The organism is Breoghania sp. JC706 (assembly GCF_037026715.1).
In the GTDB taxonomy this organism is placed as follows: Bacteria; Pseudomonadota; Alphaproteobacteria; order Rhizobiales; family Stappiaceae; genus Breoghania.
This window is the reverse complement of sequence record NZ_JBANCG010000002.1, coordinates 126382-142230: the sequence shown is the minus strand read 5'-3', so window position 1 is coordinate 142230 and position 15849 is coordinate 126382. Positions and strand designations below refer to the sequence as shown.

The following is a 15849-nucleotide window of genomic DNA, read 5'->3' as shown; positions in this document are numbered from 1 at the left end:
GTCGCAGCACCCGCGCATCGGGGCATTTCCAACGAGCCCCGAAAAACTCGAACCGGAGGAACCAGATGACCGAACCCGTTACCGGGGCGCCTTACCGCGCCGACCATGTCGGAAGCCTTCTCAGGCCCGACAGCGTCAAGGCCGCGCGCAAGGCCTTCTACGAGACCAAGTCGATCACCGCCGCCGACCTGAAAAAGGCCGAGGACGCCGCGATCATCGACGTCATCAGGATGCAGGAGGAGATCGGGCTGAAGGCGGTGACCGACGGCGAGTTCCGCCGCTCCTTCTGGCACTACGACTTCATGGGCGGGCTGACCGGCTTCGACCTCGACGAGCGCGCCGAGGGCGTGCAGTTCCACGGCGTGAAGCTGCGCCCGATCTATCCCACCATCACCGGCAAGCTCGATTTCCCCGACGATCACCCGATGATCGAGCACTACAAGTTCGTCGCCGCCAACACCAGGGTTCAGCCGAAGATCTCGATCCCCGGCCCGTCGTGCTGCCACTTCCGCACGGCACCGGAGGACATCGCGCCGGCCGAATACAAGGACCTCGACGTCCTCTTCGCCGATCTGGCCAAGACCTACGCCAAGGCTGTGAAGGCGTTCTACGCCGCCGGCTGCCGCTACCTGCAGATGGACGACATCTTCTTCGCCTACCTGTGCGACCCCAAGCACCGCGAGGACAAGAAGAAGCTCGGCCAGGATCCCGACTGGCTGATCGAGCGCTACGCCTGGATGATGAACGAGGCGATCAAGGACCGGCCGGCGGACATGAAGATCGGCATGCACCTGTGCCGCGGCAACTTCGTCTCCACCTACGCCGCCGAGGGCGCCTACGATCTCGCCGCCGACGCCATCTTCAACAAGACCGGCATCGACATCTACTTCATGGAATACGACAGCGAGCGCGCCGGCTCCCTGGAGCCGCTGAAGCTTCTGCCCAAGGGCAACAAGCGCGTGCTGCCGGGCTTCATCACCACGAAGACGCCGGAGCTTGAGGATCTCGACGATCTGAAGCGCAAGTTCGAGGAAGCGGGCAAGTACTGCGACATCAACCAGCTCGGCATTGCCCCGCAGTGCGGCTTCTCCTCCACGGAGGAAGGCAACAAGATCACCATGGACGACCAGCGCCGCAAGCTGGAACTGGTGGTGAAGACGGCTGAGGCGATCTGGGGCGGGGTGGATAAGTAAGCGACTTGCTCCGGAACTAGCCACGGATTGACAGCGGCCCCTGCCGGGAGGTGGGGGCCGTTTTTTTATGGGTGGATAGGGATAGGGAGGTCTCGGATGCGATGTCGCTAAAGCAGACCCCAACTCAAAGCCGCCTCAATGCAGTTTTCGGCCCATTTCTGCCTTGCTATTGTGCCCCCAGGAACGGCAGCTCTGCGCCTCCGGGAGGTCTTCGGAGCCCAAGTCACCTGCGCCGAAAGCAGCCAATGGATGCCTGTGGCTCGCTAAGGCGTCGGCATGGTCTGTTTTCGGAATGTGTCTCGGCGTTGGTAGTATGGGCTCTGATCAACGTCCAGTACAGCCACAACGTTCTTTGTTCCGTTGACAAGCTGCCTGTGGCATTTCTTAACCCATACATTGGCTGTAGCTGGGGCGGTTAAAAATGAAAAAACTTGCGAGTTTATCGCGCATAATCTGGAAATTTCTCTCAAGTGTCCTTTTTTGGTTTCTGCTGACTCTATTCATCTATTTGGCGCTGCTTATAGAGAATTTTTCCGGTATTTATTTTTCGGAAACGCCTTTCTGGGATGAGTTTTACAATATTTCGTCAGCTTTCCTGACCGGAGGTCTAGTTTCTTTCTTCTTCTATTTTTTAGTGGTTGCATTTCCAGATCGGCGAAAGAGCCTAATTGTGAAGACAAATCTTCAAAAACTCTACTCGGACATAAAGCGCGATATTGCATATCAAATTGTTTTCGCTAGCCAAAAAGGGGGTAGAAAAGACCTTACTGCTAAACATGAGACCATCGAAAAAATTCTGACGACTGCGGGATTTAGAGAGCTATTTGTGGCTGGAAAGCAATCGGATGAAGGTTTTTATGCTTTCAGAAACTACATGAGTGACGACGTTCCTGAATACAAAGAAATAATCCTTAGTCTACAGATATTATCAAAACAAATAGAATATATTTTACACAATTATCCAATATCAGATGCAACTTCGTTCGAGTTTTTCAAGAGGCTTGAGATGATTTTGCATAGGTTGGCTGCGAAAGGGCCGGGATACGAAGAAGAGAAGAGACTATCTCAATTTATCTGGGATATATTCGGCGGTGCAAATTGCCTAGATGGTCCACGCGATTTTGATCCGGTCCAACGGATGATTGACGGCATCTGAATGTGAACTTTTGAACATCAATGTCGGCTTCCTCTGCATAACCGACATTCGTTCACGTCGTACTGCACTTCCGCCCCCCCCGCCCTCTACGGACATTCGATCGACCTGCAACAAACGGCAGCTTTGCGGACAGAACCGAGAACCCGTGAACGTCCGAAATGGCGGCGTAAAGCTGCCCAGCCCGCGCCCTGCCCCGCCCGCAACGCCCCGCGCCGGGGCGCCGCGGTTCGTGCCCCTTCCCCCTTACGCCGTCCAGACCTGACCCCGCTTGTCCTCCACGCGCTTGGCCTTGTGGGTGGCGCGCGGAAGCGTATCCGCATCAAGGATCGAGATCTGCGCGCCCACCCCCGTCACCGCCTTGATGTGGTCCTTGAGGCGCTTCTTCAGTTCCTCGTCCGTGCCGTTGAAGCCGTGGATGCGTTCGGCTTCCACCGTCAGGCGGTCGAGGTGATCCGGGCGGTCGACGATCAGCCGGTATTCGCCGGTGAAGTCGCGGTCCTTGCGGATGATCGCCTCCACGTCGGAGGGAAAGATGTTCACGCCGCGGATGAGCAGCATGTCGTCGAGCCGGCCGTGGACGCCCATAAGCCGCTGGCTGGTGCGCCCGCACGTGCAGGGTTCCTCGGTGAAGGAGACGATGTCGCCGGTGCGGAAGCGGATCAGCGGGCAGGCTTTCTTCTGCAAGGTGGTGAGAACCATCTCGCCGCGCTCGCCGGGCTGCACGGGCTCGCCCGTTTCCGGATCGATCACCTCCACGTGGATGTGATCCTCCGCCCAGTGAAGGCCGTTCTTCTCCTCGCACATGCCGGCGCAGGAGCCAAAAATGTCGGAAAGGCCATAGTAGTCGTAGACGTCGGCGCCCCACAGTTCCTCGATGCGGGCACGCGTCTCGGGGATGGAGCCGCCCGGCTCGCCGGCAACGAAGATGCGCTTGACCGCCAGATCCGTCTTCGGGTCGATGCCCTCCTTGATCGCCGTCTCGCCCAGATACCAGGCATAGGACGGCGTGGTCCACATGGCGGTCGCCTGGAAATTCCGCAGCATGGTCAGCAGGCGTGCGGACGGCACGGTGCCGGCGTGGATGGAAAGCGCCCCGATCTTCTGAGCCCCCAGCACGCACGGCCCGCCGATGAACAGCGAGAAGTTGAGCGAGTGGCAGTAGCGGTCGGTGGGGCGCAGGCCAGAGGACCAGAACTGGCGGGCCTCGTAGTCCATCCAGGCATCGAAATCTTCCTGCGTGAACGGAGAGACGGTGGGCACGCCCGTGGAGCCGGAGGAGGAGGAGACGTAGACGACCTCTTCCTCCGGCACCGCCACCACATCGCCAAGCAGCGGCTTTGCCTGCTGGCGCTCACGCAAGGTGGCCTTGTCGATGGTGGGGAAGCGGCGGAGATCGTCGAGGCTGTTGACGTCGTCGGGATGAACGCCCGCGGCGTCGAAGCTTTTGCGGTACCAGGGGGAATTGGCGTAGGCGTGGGCCAGATGCGTTTTCAGGAGGTCAAGCTTCATCGCCTCCCATTCGGCCCGGCTCTGGGTTTCGAGCTCGGGATCCCAATACGGGCGATGGTCTGCGTTCTGTTTCATCGGGTCCTCGTGGTCGCGAACGTGCGGGAACGATGCGGCGCGTGAAGAGACACGCATCGTGGCGGCCGGGGCGGCCGGACGATCCCGGAAAAAGGCAGCGGCGCAGGCGGCAGGCGCAAGGGCGCCCGCGAAGGAGCCGCGCGGAAACGTTCAGGTCGAACGATGGAGCCTCGCTCGGGACAAGGGCAGCCCCAGGTCGGGATCGCAGCAGGCGAACTTCCGCATGCCGTCGAGGAGGACTCGGGCGCGCTGAAAGCACTGGCAGAAGTTCGTATGTAAATCCCTTAGCATGTTAGCGCCGCTGAGCCAAATCCCGGTGAAAATCCGGTCCGACCTTCCCCGGATCGAGCGTTCAATGCGCGATTTTTCCGCGCACCCGCCTTTACATCGCCCGATTGGTCCTTAGGGTAGACGGGAGTTTCATTGGATCGCGCGATATCCGCGCTCCGCAGAACAACCTTCCAAGACGAAAGAGACAGTTATGAGCGAAGTGAAGACTGGCGACACCGTGCGGATTCACTACAAGGGAACCTTGAGTGACGGTGCCGTTTTCGATTCCTCGGAAGGACGCGAGCCGCTTGAATTCACGGTCGGCGCCGGGCAGATCATCGCCGGTCTCGACAAGGCCCTGCCGGGCATGAGCGAGGGCGAGGAAAAGTCGGTGACCGTTCCGGCGGCCGAGGCCTATGGTCCGGTGGATCCGGCGGCCAAGCACGAAGTGCCGCGCGACAAGATCCCGGCCGACATTCCGCTGGAAATCGGCACGCAGCTTCAGGTCCAGACCTCCACCGGACAGGTCATGCCGGTCAAGGTGGAAGAGGTCTCGGAAGATAAGGTCGTGCTCGACGCCAACCATCCGCTGGCCGGTCAAGATCTGACCTTCGACATCGCACTGATCTCGATCTCCAAGGCCGCCTGACGGGCGCCGGGCGGGGCGGGCCACCTGCTGGCCCCGCCGCCTCGCCCATCGCCGACGGCTGCCGGATTTACGAGAACACCACCGTCTTGATGCCGTTGATGAAGACGCGGTGCTCGCAATGGGCGATGACGGCGCGCGACAAGACGCGGGATTCGATGCCGCGGCCGATGGAGACGAATTCGGCCGCGGAATTGGCGTGGGTCACGCGTTCCGCGTGCTGCTCGATGATCGGCCCCTCGTCGAGGTCGGTCGTCACGTAGTGGCCGGTGGCGCCGATGAGCTTCACGCCGCGCTCATGCGCCCGGCTGTAGGGGGCCGCCCCCTTGAAGGCCGGCAGGAACGAGTGGTGGATGTTGATGATGCGGCCCGGATAGCGGCCGCACAGATCCTCCGACAGAACCTGCATATAGCGGGCGAGCACGACCAGATCGATGTTTTCCGCCTCGATCAGATCGATGAGCTGGGCCTCGCGCTCCGCCTTGTTGTCCTTGGTCACCGGCCAGTGATGGAACGGCAGGCCATAATGTTCGGCGCAGGAGCGGGCGGTCTCGTGGTTGGACACGATGCCGGCGATCTCGGCCGGCAGCGAGCCGATGTGCCAGCGATAGGCCAGATCCTGCAGGCAATGGTCGAACTTGGACACCATGATCAGGAGGCGCGGCTTCACAGCCTGATCGTGCAGCCCCCAGTCCATGCCGAAGGCGTTGGCGACGGGCGTGATCAGGTCCTCGAACGAGGACAGCGTCTTCGTTTCCGGCGCGGTGAAGCACACCCGCATGAAGAACAGCCCCGTCTGCAGATCGCCGAACTGCGCACTTTCCAGAATGTTGCCGCCGCCCCGCGTCAGCGCACTGGCGACGCCGGCGACGATGCCGGGCCGGTCGGGGCATTGCAGCTTGAGGACAAAGCGGGGGGCGTTTTCGGTCATGGCGGGGCATCGGCGTGCTGGTGAAACGGGCCCCGTGTTTAGGTCAGTGCGACAATGAATGCACGGGGAAAATGGGATGCGGGCGCCGAAGCGATGACAGTGCGAGGAGGATGCGCGGCTGATGCGAGGCCGGTAGGCGGGCCCATCTTTCAACCCTTCAGCGTCGCCGCCTCCACCAGCGTGCGCGTGTAGGGCTTCTTCGGCGCGTCGAACACCTCGTCCGCCGTTCCGCGTTCCACCACGCGGCCGTGCTGCATCACCATCACCTCGTCGGACATGGCGCGCACCACGGCGAGATCGTGGCTGATGAACAGGTAGGTGAGCCCGTTGGCGGCCTGCAGCCGGCGCAAGAGATCAACGATCTGCCGCTGAACGGTGCGGTCGAGCGCCGAGGTCGGCTCGTCCAGCACCACCAGCTTCGGCTTCAGCACCATCGCCCGGGCGATGGCGATGCGCTGGCGCTGCCCGCCGGAGAACTCGTGCGGAAACCGGTTGCGCGTCATCGGGTCGAGCGCAACCTCCTCCAGCGCCTGGCAGGCGCGGGCTTCGCGTTCGCGCGCAGACAGCGCCGGCTCGTGGACCAGCAGCCCCTCCGTCACGATCTGCGCCACCGTGAGGCGCGGGCTCAGCGAGCCGAACGGATCCTGGAAGACAAGCTGCATCTCCCGGCGAAGACGGCGCAAGGGTTCGCGGTGGAGGCGGGAAAGATCCGCGCCCTCGAAGGTGATCCGGCCGGAGGCCGGCACCAGATGCAGGAGTGCGCGGCCGAGCGTGGACTTGCCCGAGCCCGATTCCCCGACAAGCCCCAGCGTCTGCCCTTCCTTCAGCAGGAGATTGACGCCCTCGACCGCGACGAAGCGGGAGGGCGGGGCGAACAGGCCGCCGCCATAGTCGAAGGCAACCGTCACCCCTTCCGCTTCCAACAGGACCGGAGCCGATGCGGAAACCGGCTGCTTGCGCCCGGTGGGCTCGGCGTCGAGCAGCATGCGGGTATGGGCATCGCCGGGCGTGGCGAAGATCCGCGCGCATGGGCCCTGCTCCACCACTCGGCCCTCCTTCATCACCGCGACATGGTCGGCGAGACGGCGCACGATGTTGAGATCGTGGGTGATGAAGACGATGGCAAGGCCCATGCGGGCCTGCAGATCCTTCAGCAGATCGAGAATGCCCGCCTGGGTGGTGACGTCGAGCGCCGTGGTCGGCTCGTCGGCGATCAGCACATCCGGCTCGTTGGCAAGCGCCATGGCGATCATGATGCGCTGGCGCTGGCCGCCGGAAAGCTCGTGCGGATAGGCGGAAACGCGCCGTTGCGGATCGTCGATGCGCACCAGCCGCAGGAGCTCGACCACCCTCTCGCGCGCCTGCGCCCACGAAAGCCCGCCATGCTCCACCAGCGGTTCGGCCATCTGGCGGCCGATGGTGTAGAGCGGATCGAGCGAGGTCATCGGCTCCTGGAAAATCATCGTGATCCGCGATCCACGCAGACGGTTGAGATCGCGCACAGGCAGGCCGAGAATTTCGCGGCCGCGATAGGCGACCGATCCCGAGACCCTGGCATTGGGCGGCAAGAGCCCCATCGCGGCCATGACCGTCTGGCTCTTGCCCGAACCGCTTTCGCCGACAATCGCGAGCGTCTCGCCGCGCGCCACCGCAAGGTCAATGCCGCGCACCGCCTCCACCGGACCGTCGGGCGTATCGAAGGTCACCCTCAGGTCGCTCAGGGAAAACACGGTTTCGGCGGCGGCGAGAACGGGCGCGTCCATCTGTCAGCGCTCCTTCGGATCGAGCGCATCGCGCAGGCCGTCGCCCAGGAAATTGAGGGCGAACAGCGTGGAGGTAAGGAAAGCGGCGGGAAAGAGCAGCAACCCCGGCATCGCCTCGATGGAGCGCGCGCCCTCCGCGATCAGCACGCCCCAGCTCGTCATCGGCTCCTGCACGCCGAGGCCAAGGAAGGAAAGGAAGCTTTCCAGCAGGATCACCTTGGGCACGAGCAGCGTCATGTAGACGACGACCGGACCGGCGAGGTTCGGCACGATGTGCCGCCTGAGGATGCCGCCGCCGGCGACCCCCATGGCCTCGGCGGCCTCGACGAATTCGCGCCGCTTCAGGCTCAACGTCTGGCCGCGCACGATGCGGGCCATGTCCAGCCATTCGACCGCCCCGACCGCCAGGAACACCAGCACGAAATTGCGCCCGAAAAAGACGACCAGCAGGATCACGAAAAAGACGAAGGGCAAGGCGTAGAGCACATCGACGACGCGCATCATCACCGCATCCGCCGCACCGCCGAGATAGCCGGCGGTGGCGCCCCACGTCACCCCGATCAGCACGGCGACGAGGGTCGCCAGAAGGCCGATGGTGAGCGAGATGCGGCCCGCCATCAGCGTGCGGGTCAGAAGATCGCGGCCGGCGAGATCGGTGCCGAACAGGAAACGGACCTGCCGGACATCGGCGACGATGCGGCCGACGTGCCCGTCCGGCGACATGTCGGTGAGCCGAGCGTTTGCAAAGAGATCGCTGCGGTCGACATAGCGAGTGATGCGCGGATCGAGCGGGCGGCGAGGGGACACGACCTCGACGCTCGCGGTCCCGTTCACGACCGCGACGGTACCCAGATCGACCCTGGCGCGGGCGAGCGCCTTTTCCATTTCCGGCCCGACTTGCGCCTCGCGCGGATAGGGCGTCAGGCTTGCGGGCACGCGCACGTAGGACTGGTAGACCTCGTCATAGGCGTGGCCCGTCAGGTGCGGACCGACCGCGCACACGAGCGCCATTGCGATCAGGAACACCAGGCTCGCCATCGCCGCCCGGTTGGCTTTGAGCCGCCGCATGGCATCGGCGGTGAGCGAGCGGCCCGCGACGGGCCGGCGGGCGGCGGTGCCGGAGAGACGCGAAAGGCTCATCGGCTCACCCGTAGCGCACGCGCGGATCGATCAGGGCATAGATCAGATCCACCACGAGATTGAACAGAATGACGAAACAGGCGATGACCACGACCGTTCCCATGACGAGCGTGTAGTCGCGGTTGAGCGCCGCCTGCACGAAATAGCGCCCGACGCCGGGCACGCCGAAGATCGTCTCCACGACGATGGAGCCCGTCATCAGCGCCGCCGCCGCCGGCCCGGCATAGGAGACGACCGGCAGGATCGCCGAGCGCAGCGCATGGACGACCACGACCGTCCACCACCTGAGCCCGTAGGCCCGCGCGGTACGCACCGGATGGGAGGCGAGCGCCTCGATCATCGCCGCGCGGGTGAGCCGCGTGACGACGGCCACCTGCGGCAGCGCCAGGGTGACGATCGGCAGGATCTTGTTGACCAGCGCCCCGTTGCCCCAGCCGCCGGCCGGCAGCCAGCCGAGCCAGACGCCAAAGACCAGCGAGAGAAGCGGCGCGACGACGAAGGGCGGAATGGTGATGCCGAGCGTCGCCACCGTCACCGCGCCGAGATCGGCGGCCTTGTTATGGTGAAGGGCTGCCAGCGTGCCGAGCGCGGTCCCCGCGAGCAGCGCCAGCACCAGCGCCGATCCGCCGAGCTGGACGGAAATCGGCAGGCCGGCGGCGAAAAGCTCGGCAACGGAGAAATCCCGGTAGACGAAGCTCGGCCCGAAGTCGCCGCGCAGAAGATTTCCCAGATAGCTAAGATACTGCTGCCAGAGCGGCGCATCGAGATGATAGATGCGATTGAGGTTCTCCATCACCTTCGCTTCCAGCGGCCGGTCCAGATTGAACGGACCGCCGGGCGCGATGCGGATGAGGAAGAACGCCGCCGTGACGATGACGAACAGCGTCGGGATCGCCGCCAGAAGCCGGGTCAGGGCGTATTTCAGCATCCTCGCGCTCCCGTTTCACCGTGCACGCACACTCTTGCGCAAGAGCGGAGGCTACTCCTCCTTCGTCATGTAACGGGTCAGATGCTTGTTCTGGATGTTATCCACCCACCCCGTGAGCTTCGGCGAGACCAGGGAATGGGAGGAATAATACATCAGCGGAATATAGGGCACGTCGCGCATGAACATGGCCTCGGCCTCGTGCAGGATGGCGGAGCGCTTTTCCGGATCCTGCTCGGCCGCCGCCTTGTGCATCAGCGCGTCATAGTCGGGATTGTCGTAGTTGGCGTAATTGAAGCCGGGATTGTCGGACTGGACGAGGAACAGGAAGTTCTGCGCGTCCGCATAGTCCGCGATCCAGCCGGCGCGGGCGACGTCGAAATCGCCCTTGTCGCGAAGATAGGCATAATGCGAGGCGCCGTCGCGGTTCAGCAGTGACGTCTCCACCCCGATCGCCTTCCACATGTCGGCAATGGCGACCGCCGTGTTCTTGTGGTTCTCCGAGGTGTTGTAGGAGATCTCCACCTTGAGCGGCTTGTCGGGTCCGAAGCCCGCCTCCTTCAGGAGGGCTGCGGCCTCGTCCTCGCGGTCGAGCATCGGCTCGTCCTTGAAGGCGGCGTAGGACGGCTCGCCGTAATTGGCGATGCCCGGCGGCACCAGGGAATAGGCCGGCAGCATGGTGTCGGTCCAGATCTCCTCGGCCAGATAGACCCGGTCGATCGCGAGCGACAGCGCCTGGCGCACGCGCACGTCGTCAAACGGCGGCTTGTCGGTGCGGATGGCGTAGTAGTAGGTGCCAAGATAGGGCGGCGTGCGCACCTGATCGCCGAACTTCTCGCGCAGGGTGGCCATCTGGTCGGTGGGCAGTTCGGAACAGCTGTCGATCTCGCCCGCCTCGAAGCGGCGCACGCAGGCCGCACGATCCTCCATCGGATAGTAGATGACCCGGTCGATCCTGACGTTGGCGGCATCGTAGTAAGTCGGGCTCTTGTCGAGCACCACCTTGTCGTCGGGCGTGAACTCGGTGAGCGTATAGGCGCCGTTCGTCACCATGTTCTCCGGCCGGACGAAATCGCTGCCGTATTTTTCAACGCTTGCCGGATGGACGGGCAGGCCCGTCTGGTGGGTCAGGAGTTGGAGGAAATAGGGCGTCGGCTGCTCCAGCGCGATCTCCAGCGTCCTGTCGTCAAGCGCCCTGACACCCAATTCCGCCGGCTTCATCTCGCCCTTGTTGACCGCCTCGGCATTTTTGATCGGATAGAGGATGTTGGCGTATTTCGCCCCGGTCGCGGGATCGACGATGCGGCGAAGCGAGAAGACGAAATCGCCGGCGGTGACGGGATCACCGTTCGACCATTTGGCATCGCGCAGATGGAAGGTGTAGACGGTGCCGTCGGAGGACATCTCCCAGCTTTCCGCCATGCCGGGCGACACCTTCGCCGCCGGGTCGTAGACGAGCAGCCCCTCGTAGAGATCGGCCAAGATATTGGCCTCGGGGATGGTGGAGGTCTTGTGCTGGTCGAGCGTTTCCGGATTGGCATCATTGCCGCGATGGTAGACGACCTCCGCCCGGGCCGAAAACACTCCCGAAATCAGCATCATGCCGGCAAACAAAATACGCAGGAACCCGCTCGCCATCATCGAACCTCCCTGGAAATAAATAAAGCGTACCGGAGGAATCCTCTTCCTTCTCGTTGCGGAATGCAACCCACCGGCAAATAAGCCGCATGAGGCGATTTGGGCGCCGGAAGGGAAAATGCCACCCTCCCCCTGGCCGCGACGAGCGCACGATATGCCAGCGGTGGGACTTTTTTGGGAGATAACCGTACTTTTCGGTGAAAAATATGGTGCTGCCGGAGAGATTTGAACTCTCGACCTCTCCCTTACCAAGGGAGTGCTCTACCCCTGAGCTACGGCAGCGCCGGTGTCGGGACGGGGGCCGGTCTTTTTAAGGATCGGTGCGCGGGGCGCGCGTTGCGGGCGGGGCCCACAAGTCCGTCGGACGCGGCGCTTTTGCCATAGGCGGGCGGTGGGCGCAAGAGGGCATGGCGCTTCAATGTGCTTTTACATAAGCCTGTGCATGACTTCGCCGCCGCACGCATCCTCCGCACCCGGGTTTTGGCAACGCAGAACCCGCTTCGCCGGCAAGCCGACCGGCCGATCGGTTCCGTCCGACCGCCTTTCCCTTTCCGGCCCGTTCCGGCCCTTTCCTGCTCTTTCCGGCCCGATTGCGACGTTTTTCGTTTCCAGCGGCACACCGGCCGGGGTAAGAAATCCGGTATGAGCGACCCTGACGACACCACACATTCGCCAGCCGATCGCGGCAGTGGAAAACCAGGTTCGAACCCCGCGGGACAGTCAAAGCGTGCCGCGCGCGAGGAACGGCTCGCCGAGGCACTGCGCGCCAATCTCAAGCGGCGCAAGCAGCAGCAGCGCGGGCGCAAGACAGACGCACAGGACGGTGCCGACTGACAGGCTGATGCCCGCCGGCCATGCGTGCCGCGCGATTCGCGCCAATGGAGCGCCGGTTCGGGGGGAGCGCCGGTTCGGGGGGAGCGCCGGTTCGGGACAGGCTCCGGGCCGGGCGCCGGGCCCGCGATGCCTTGTCTCGGCCACAAGCTTGGGCTAGAGCAGCCCTCAAAGGGACGGGCCTGACATTGACGAAGGCCCTCGGAGCGCGCCGTTCGCGCGCCCATCACCAGATCCGCCGTCCGCCGGCCCCCGCACGCCTGCCATACGGCGGCCGGGTCCTGCCGGGCGGCGCGTCGCATATCGGGGCCTTGAATGGACAAGATCAGGATCGTCGGCGGCCATCAACTGAATGGCAGCCTGCCCATCTCCGGCGCGAAGAACGCGGCGCTGCCGCTGATGATCGCCAGCCTGCTCAGCGACGAGACGCTGACGCTCGAAAACGTGCCGCGGCTGCGCGATGTCGCCCAGCTCACCCACATCCTGTCGAATCACGGCGTCGACTATTCGGTCAACGGCAAGCGCGCCGGCGAGGACGCGATGACCGGCCAGACCGTGCATCTGAACGCCGCCAACATCGTCGACACCACCGCGCCTTATGAACTCGTCTCCACCATGCGGGCGAGCTTCTGGGTGATCGGCCCGCTCGTTGCCCGCATGGGCCAGGCGCGGGTCTCGCTGCCCGGCGGCTGCGCCATCGGGACGCGGCCGGTCGACTTCTTCATCGACGGCCTGCGCGCGCTGGGTGCGGAAATCGACATCGAGGGCGGCTACGTCAATGCCCGCGCAACGAAAGGCCTCGTCGGCAACCGCGTGCATTTCCCGAAGGTCTCCGTCGGCGCCACCCACGTGGTGATGATGGCGGCGGCCCTTGCCCGCGGCGAGACGGTGATCGAGAACGCCGCGCGCGAGCCGGAAATCGTCGATCTGGCCCAGTGCCTCATCGGCATGGGCGCGAAGATCGAGGGCGCGGGCACCGAGACGATCCACATCCAGGGCGTCGACAGGCTTAGCGGCTTCACCCATCCCGTGGTGCCGGACCGCATCGAAACCGGCACCTACGCCATGGCGGTCGCCATGACCGGCGGCGATGTGACGCTGGAAGGCGCGCGCGCGGATCTTCTGGAAAACGCGCTGGAGACGCTGCGCGGCACGGGCGCAGAGATCACCGAAACCAATACAGGCATCCGCGTGAAGCGCAACGGCTCCGGCATCGCGCCGGTGGATGTGGTCACCGAGCCTTTCCCCGGCTTCCCGACCGACCTGCAGGCCCAGTTCATGGCGCTGATGACGCGCGCGAAGGGCACGTCGCGCATCACCGAGACGATCTTCGAGAACCGGTTCATGCACGTGCAGGAGCTGGCCCGGCTTGGCGCCGATATCCATCTCGACGGCCAGGTCGCGACGATCAACGGGGTGGAGACCCTGAACGGCGCGCCCGTGATGGCGACGGATCTGCGCGCCTCGGTCTCGCTCGTCATCGCGGGGCTTGCGGCCAAGGGCGAGACGACGGTCAACCGCGTCTATCATCTGGATCGCGGTTTCGAACGGCTGGAAGAGAAGCTGCGCCGCTGCGGCGCGGAGATAGAGCGCATCGCCGCCTCGTGAGGGGGCGGGCTGTCGGTTTTAGCCTGACGCGCAAGGATACCCCCACCCCTAACCCCTCCCCTCAAGGGGGAGGGGAACCGGCTTTCCTCGTGCCGGGAGAAGTTGCCATGCGCACAGAGCCTCTGCTCCCCTCCCCCTTGAGGGGAGGGGTTGGGGGTGGGGGTACCCTGCCCCGCACCGCGCTCCCGCCCGTTGCGCTTCAGCGCCGGAGCGACTACCTGTAGCGCGGCGGGGCCGACCGGGTTCCCGCGCGTTGTGTCAAACAGTTCAGGCAGCCCTGATCCGATGTCCGACTTGAAGCTTGTCGCTCTGGACGGCGACGATCTCGCCATCCTTTCCGCCCACGTGCAGGATGCCGTCCTGAAGATGGCCGACCTGCGCTGGCTCGGTTCCGAAAAGCGCTTCGTCCTCGCGATGAACCGTCTGGCGCGCGAGCGCGCCCGCAAGGGCGCAAAGGAATTCGAGCGCCGCCGCGCCGCACTGCATTTCGACCGGGTGGAGAAAGTGTCGGTCACGGGCCTGCGCCAGGAGGCGAAGGAGGCGGTGCTGGTGCTGCTCGCCATTCGCTTCGAGGAGACGGAGGCACCGGCCGGCCGCATCCTTCTGGATTTCGCCGGTGGCGGAAAGATCCGGCTCGACGTGGAATGCATCGAGGCGCAGCTTGCGGACCTGGGCGCCGCCTGGGCGACCCGGAGCCTCCCCCAGCACGATCTCGACGAGGCCTGACCTAGCCGCAAACCGATATGCGCGCACGGCTTCCGTCGGACCGACGCAGGCCAACCGGCGCGCCCCAACCTGCATTCAGGAGTGCACCCGCTGTGGCCATCCGCCTGACCTCGGCCGACGAGGATTTCGAACGCCGCTTTTTTGACCTGCTCGCCGCCAAGCGCGAGGTTTCCCAGGACGTGGACGATACCGTGCGCGCCATCATCAATGATGTGCGCGAATGCGGCGATGCGGCCGTAAAGGACTACACGAAGCGCTTCGACCGGCTCGATCTGGAGGCGGCGGGCATGGCGGTCAGCGCCGCGGAGGTCGATGCGGCCGTGGCGCAGGTCGACGGCGAGACGATGGCCGCACTTGAGCTCGCGCGCGACCGCATCGAGGCCCATCACGCCCGCCAGATGCCGAAGGACGACCGCTACGCCGATCCGATCGGCGTGGAGCTCGGCTCCAAGTGGACGGCGGTCGCCTCGGTCGGGCTCTATGTGCCGGGCGGCACGGCCTCCTATCCGAGTTCCGTGCTGATGAACGCCGTGCCCGCCAAGGTCGCGGGTGTGGAACGCATCGTCATGGTGGTGCCGAGCCCGGACGGCGCGCTCAACCCGCTGGTCCTGGCGGCCGCCCGGCTTGCCGGTGTGTCCGAGATCTACCGCATCGGCGGCGCGCAGGCGGTGGCGGCCCTTGCCTACGGCACCGAGACGATCGCCGCGGTGGCGAAGATCGTCGGCCCCGGCAATGCCTACGTGGCCGCGGCCAAGCGTCAGGTCTTCGGCACGGTCGGCATCGACATGATCGCCGGGCCTTCGGAAGTGCTGGTGGTCGCCGACGGCAAGAACGATCCCGACTGGCTGGCGATCGACCTGCTCGCCCAGGCCGAACACGATGCCTCCGCTCAGTCGATCCTGATCACCGACGACGCCGATCTCGCCGACCGCGTGAGCGAGGCCGTCGACCGGCAGCTCGCCACCCTGCCGCGGCGCGACATCGCGGGCGCGAGCTGGCGCGATTTCGGTGCGACCATCGTCGTCGGCGATCTCGCGGATGCCGTGCCGCTGATCGACCGCATCGCGCCGGAACATCTGGAACTGGCGGTGGAAGATCCGGAAAGCCTGCTGGCGAAGGTCCGCAATGCCGGTGCCGTGTTCCTCGGCCGCTACACGCCGGAGGCGGTGGGCGACTATGTGGGCGGCTCCAATCACGTGCTGCCGACGGCGCGCTCCGCGCGCTTTTCCTCCGGGCTTTCGGTGCTCGATTTCGTCAAGCGCACCTCGATCCTGAAATGCTCGGCCGAGACGCTGCGCCAGATCGGCCCGGCCGCCATCCGGCTTGCCGACGAGGAAGGGCTGACCGCGCATGGCCGCTCGGTCGCGGTTCGGTTGAACCTCTAGACGCCTCATCGCCTCGGGGTTTGTTCCAGCGCAAGGCGGGCGGGGCGACGGCT

General features: G+C 64.6%; 13 protein-coding genes and 1 tRNA gene. 7 read left to right on the top strand and 7 right to left on the bottom strand.

Annotated features, from left to right (window positions below; translation table 11 throughout):
- Positions 1-65: 65 nt before the first annotated feature.
- Together V2L18_RS03790 and V2L18_RS03785 are read left to right on the top strand one after the other, a co-directional pair.
- Positions 66-1193 (top strand): 5-methyltetrahydropteroyltriglutamate--homocysteine S-methyltransferase, encoded by a 1128-nt coding sequence (locus V2L18_RS03790; RefSeq protein WP_336176482.1) that lies wholly within the window; start codon positions 66-68, stop codon positions 1191-1193.
- 421 nt (positions 1194-1614) lie between these two features.
- The gene (locus V2L18_RS03785; protein ID WP_336176481.1) at positions 1615-2349 is read left to right on the top strand and encodes a hypothetical protein; all 735 of its coding nucleotides are present in this window, start codon (positions 1615-1617) and stop codon (positions 2347-2349) included.
- A gap of 243 nt (positions 2350-2592) precedes the next feature.
- On the opposite strand, the gene V2L18_RS03780 is transcribed toward V2L18_RS03785, so the two are convergent.
- Positions 2593-3933, bottom strand: coding sequence for a phenylacetate--CoA ligase (locus V2L18_RS03780; RefSeq protein WP_336176480.1), 1341 nt, complete (start codon positions 3931-3933; stop codon positions 2593-2595).
- 481 nt (positions 3934-4414) lie between these two features.
- Between V2L18_RS03780 and V2L18_RS03775 the strand changes: the two genes are divergently transcribed.
- Positions 4415-4852, top strand: coding sequence for a peptidylprolyl isomerase (locus V2L18_RS03775; protein ID WP_336176479.1), 438 nt, complete (start codon positions 4415-4417; stop codon positions 4850-4852).
- A gap of 67 nt (positions 4853-4919) precedes the next feature.
- Here V2L18_RS03775 and purU read toward each other — a convergent pair whose 3' ends face one another.
- The 6 genes from purU to V2L18_RS03745 all read right to left on the bottom strand — a co-directional run bounded on the left by purU (position 4920) and on the right by V2L18_RS03745 (position 11528).
- Positions 4920-5780: a formyltetrahydrofolate deformylase gene (purU, locus tag V2L18_RS03770; RefSeq protein WP_336176478.1), complete on the bottom strand. Its 861-nt coding sequence runs from the start codon at positions 5778-5780 to the stop codon at positions 4920-4922.
- 149 nt (positions 5781-5929) lie between these two features.
- Entirely contained in the window at positions 5930-7543 is a 1614-nt protein-coding gene (locus tag V2L18_RS03765) for an ABC transporter ATP-binding protein (protein ID WP_336176477.1), read from the bottom strand.
- 3 nt (positions 7544-7546) lie between these two features.
- Positions 7547-8683: an ABC transporter permease subunit gene (locus tag V2L18_RS03760; protein ID WP_336176476.1), complete on the bottom strand. Its 1137-nt coding sequence runs from the start codon at positions 8681-8683 to the stop codon at positions 7547-7549.
- A 4-nt stretch (positions 8684-8687) separates the two neighbouring features.
- Positions 8688-9611 carry an ABC transporter permease subunit gene (locus tag V2L18_RS03755; protein WP_336176475.1) on the bottom strand — a complete coding sequence of 308 codons (924 nt, stop codon included), beginning with the start codon at positions 9609-9611 and terminating at the stop codon, positions 8688-8690.
- 51 nt (positions 9612-9662) lie between these two features.
- Positions 9663-11246 carry a peptide ABC transporter substrate-binding protein gene (locus V2L18_RS03750; RefSeq protein ID WP_336176474.1) on the bottom strand — a complete coding sequence of 528 codons (1584 nt, stop codon included), beginning with the start codon at positions 11244-11246 and terminating at the stop codon, positions 9663-9665.
- 207 nt (positions 11247-11453) lie between these two features.
- Positions 11454-11528: transfer RNA gene (locus tag V2L18_RS03745), tRNA-Thr, on the bottom strand.
- A gap of 360 nt (positions 11529-11888) precedes the next feature.
- Between V2L18_RS03745 and V2L18_RS03740 the strand changes: the two genes are divergently transcribed.
- The 4 genes from V2L18_RS03740 to hisD all read left to right on the top strand — a co-directional run bounded on the left by V2L18_RS03740 (position 11889) and on the right by hisD (position 15796).
- Positions 11889-12080, top strand: a complete 192-nt coding sequence (locus tag V2L18_RS03740) for a hypothetical protein (RefSeq protein WP_336176473.1) — start codon at positions 11889-11891, stop codon at positions 12078-12080.
- A gap of 312 nt (positions 12081-12392) precedes the next feature.
- On the top strand, positions 12393-13685 hold the full coding sequence (gene murA, locus V2L18_RS03735) for a UDP-N-acetylglucosamine 1-carboxyvinyltransferase (protein WP_336176472.1): 1293 nt from the start codon (positions 12393-12395) through the stop codon (positions 13683-13685).
- Between the two features lie 285 nt (positions 13686-13970).
- Positions 13971-14411, top strand: coding sequence for a DUF2948 family protein (locus V2L18_RS03730; protein ID WP_336176471.1), 441 nt, complete (start codon positions 13971-13973; stop codon positions 14409-14411).
- A gap of 92 nt (positions 14412-14503) precedes the next feature.
- Entirely contained in the window at positions 14504-15796 is a 1293-nt protein-coding gene (gene hisD / locus V2L18_RS03725; protein WP_336176470.1) for a histidinol dehydrogenase, read from the top strand.
- Positions 15797-15849: the final 53 nt, after the last annotated feature.

Coding starts and splice junctions, on each gene's coding strand:
- V2L18_RS03790 (WP_336176482.1), top strand. CDS start 66: ATGACCGAACCCGTTACCGGGGCGCCTTACCGCGCCGACCATGTCGGA.
- murA (WP_336176472.1), top strand. CDS start 12,393: ATGGACAAGATCAGGATCGTCGGCGGCCATCAACTGAATGGCAGCCTG.
- V2L18_RS03755 (WP_336176475.1), bottom strand. CDS start 9,611: ATGCTGAAATACGCCCTGACCCGGCTTCTGGCGGCGATCCCGACGCTG.
- V2L18_RS03765 (WP_336176477.1), bottom strand. CDS start 7,543: ATGGACGCGCCCGTTCTCGCCGCCGCCGAAACCGTGTTTTCCCTGAGC.
- V2L18_RS03740 (WP_336176473.1), top strand. CDS start 11,889: ATGAGCGACCCTGACGACACCACACATTCGCCAGCCGATCGCGGCAGT.
- V2L18_RS03760 (WP_336176476.1), bottom strand. CDS start 8,683: ATGAGCCTTTCGCGTCTCTCCGGCACCGCCGCCCGCCGGCCCGTCGCG.
- V2L18_RS03775 (WP_336176479.1), top strand. CDS start 4,415: ATGAGCGAAGTGAAGACTGGCGACACCGTGCGGATTCACTACAAGGGA.
- V2L18_RS03780 (WP_336176480.1), bottom strand. CDS start 3,933: ATGAAACAGAACGCAGACCATCGCCCGTATTGGGATCCCGAGCTCGAA.
- V2L18_RS03785 (WP_336176481.1), top strand. CDS start 1,615: ATGAAAAAACTTGCGAGTTTATCGCGCATAATCTGGAAATTTCTCTCA.
- V2L18_RS03750 (WP_336176474.1), bottom strand. CDS start 11,246: ATGGCGAGCGGGTTCCTGCGTATTTTGTTTGCCGGCATGATGCTGATT.
- V2L18_RS03730 (WP_336176471.1), top strand. CDS start 13,971: ATGTCCGACTTGAAGCTTGTCGCTCTGGACGGCGACGATCTCGCCATC.
- purU (WP_336176478.1), bottom strand. CDS start 5,780: ATGACCGAAAACGCCCCCCGCTTTGTCCTCAAGCTGCAATGCCCCGAC.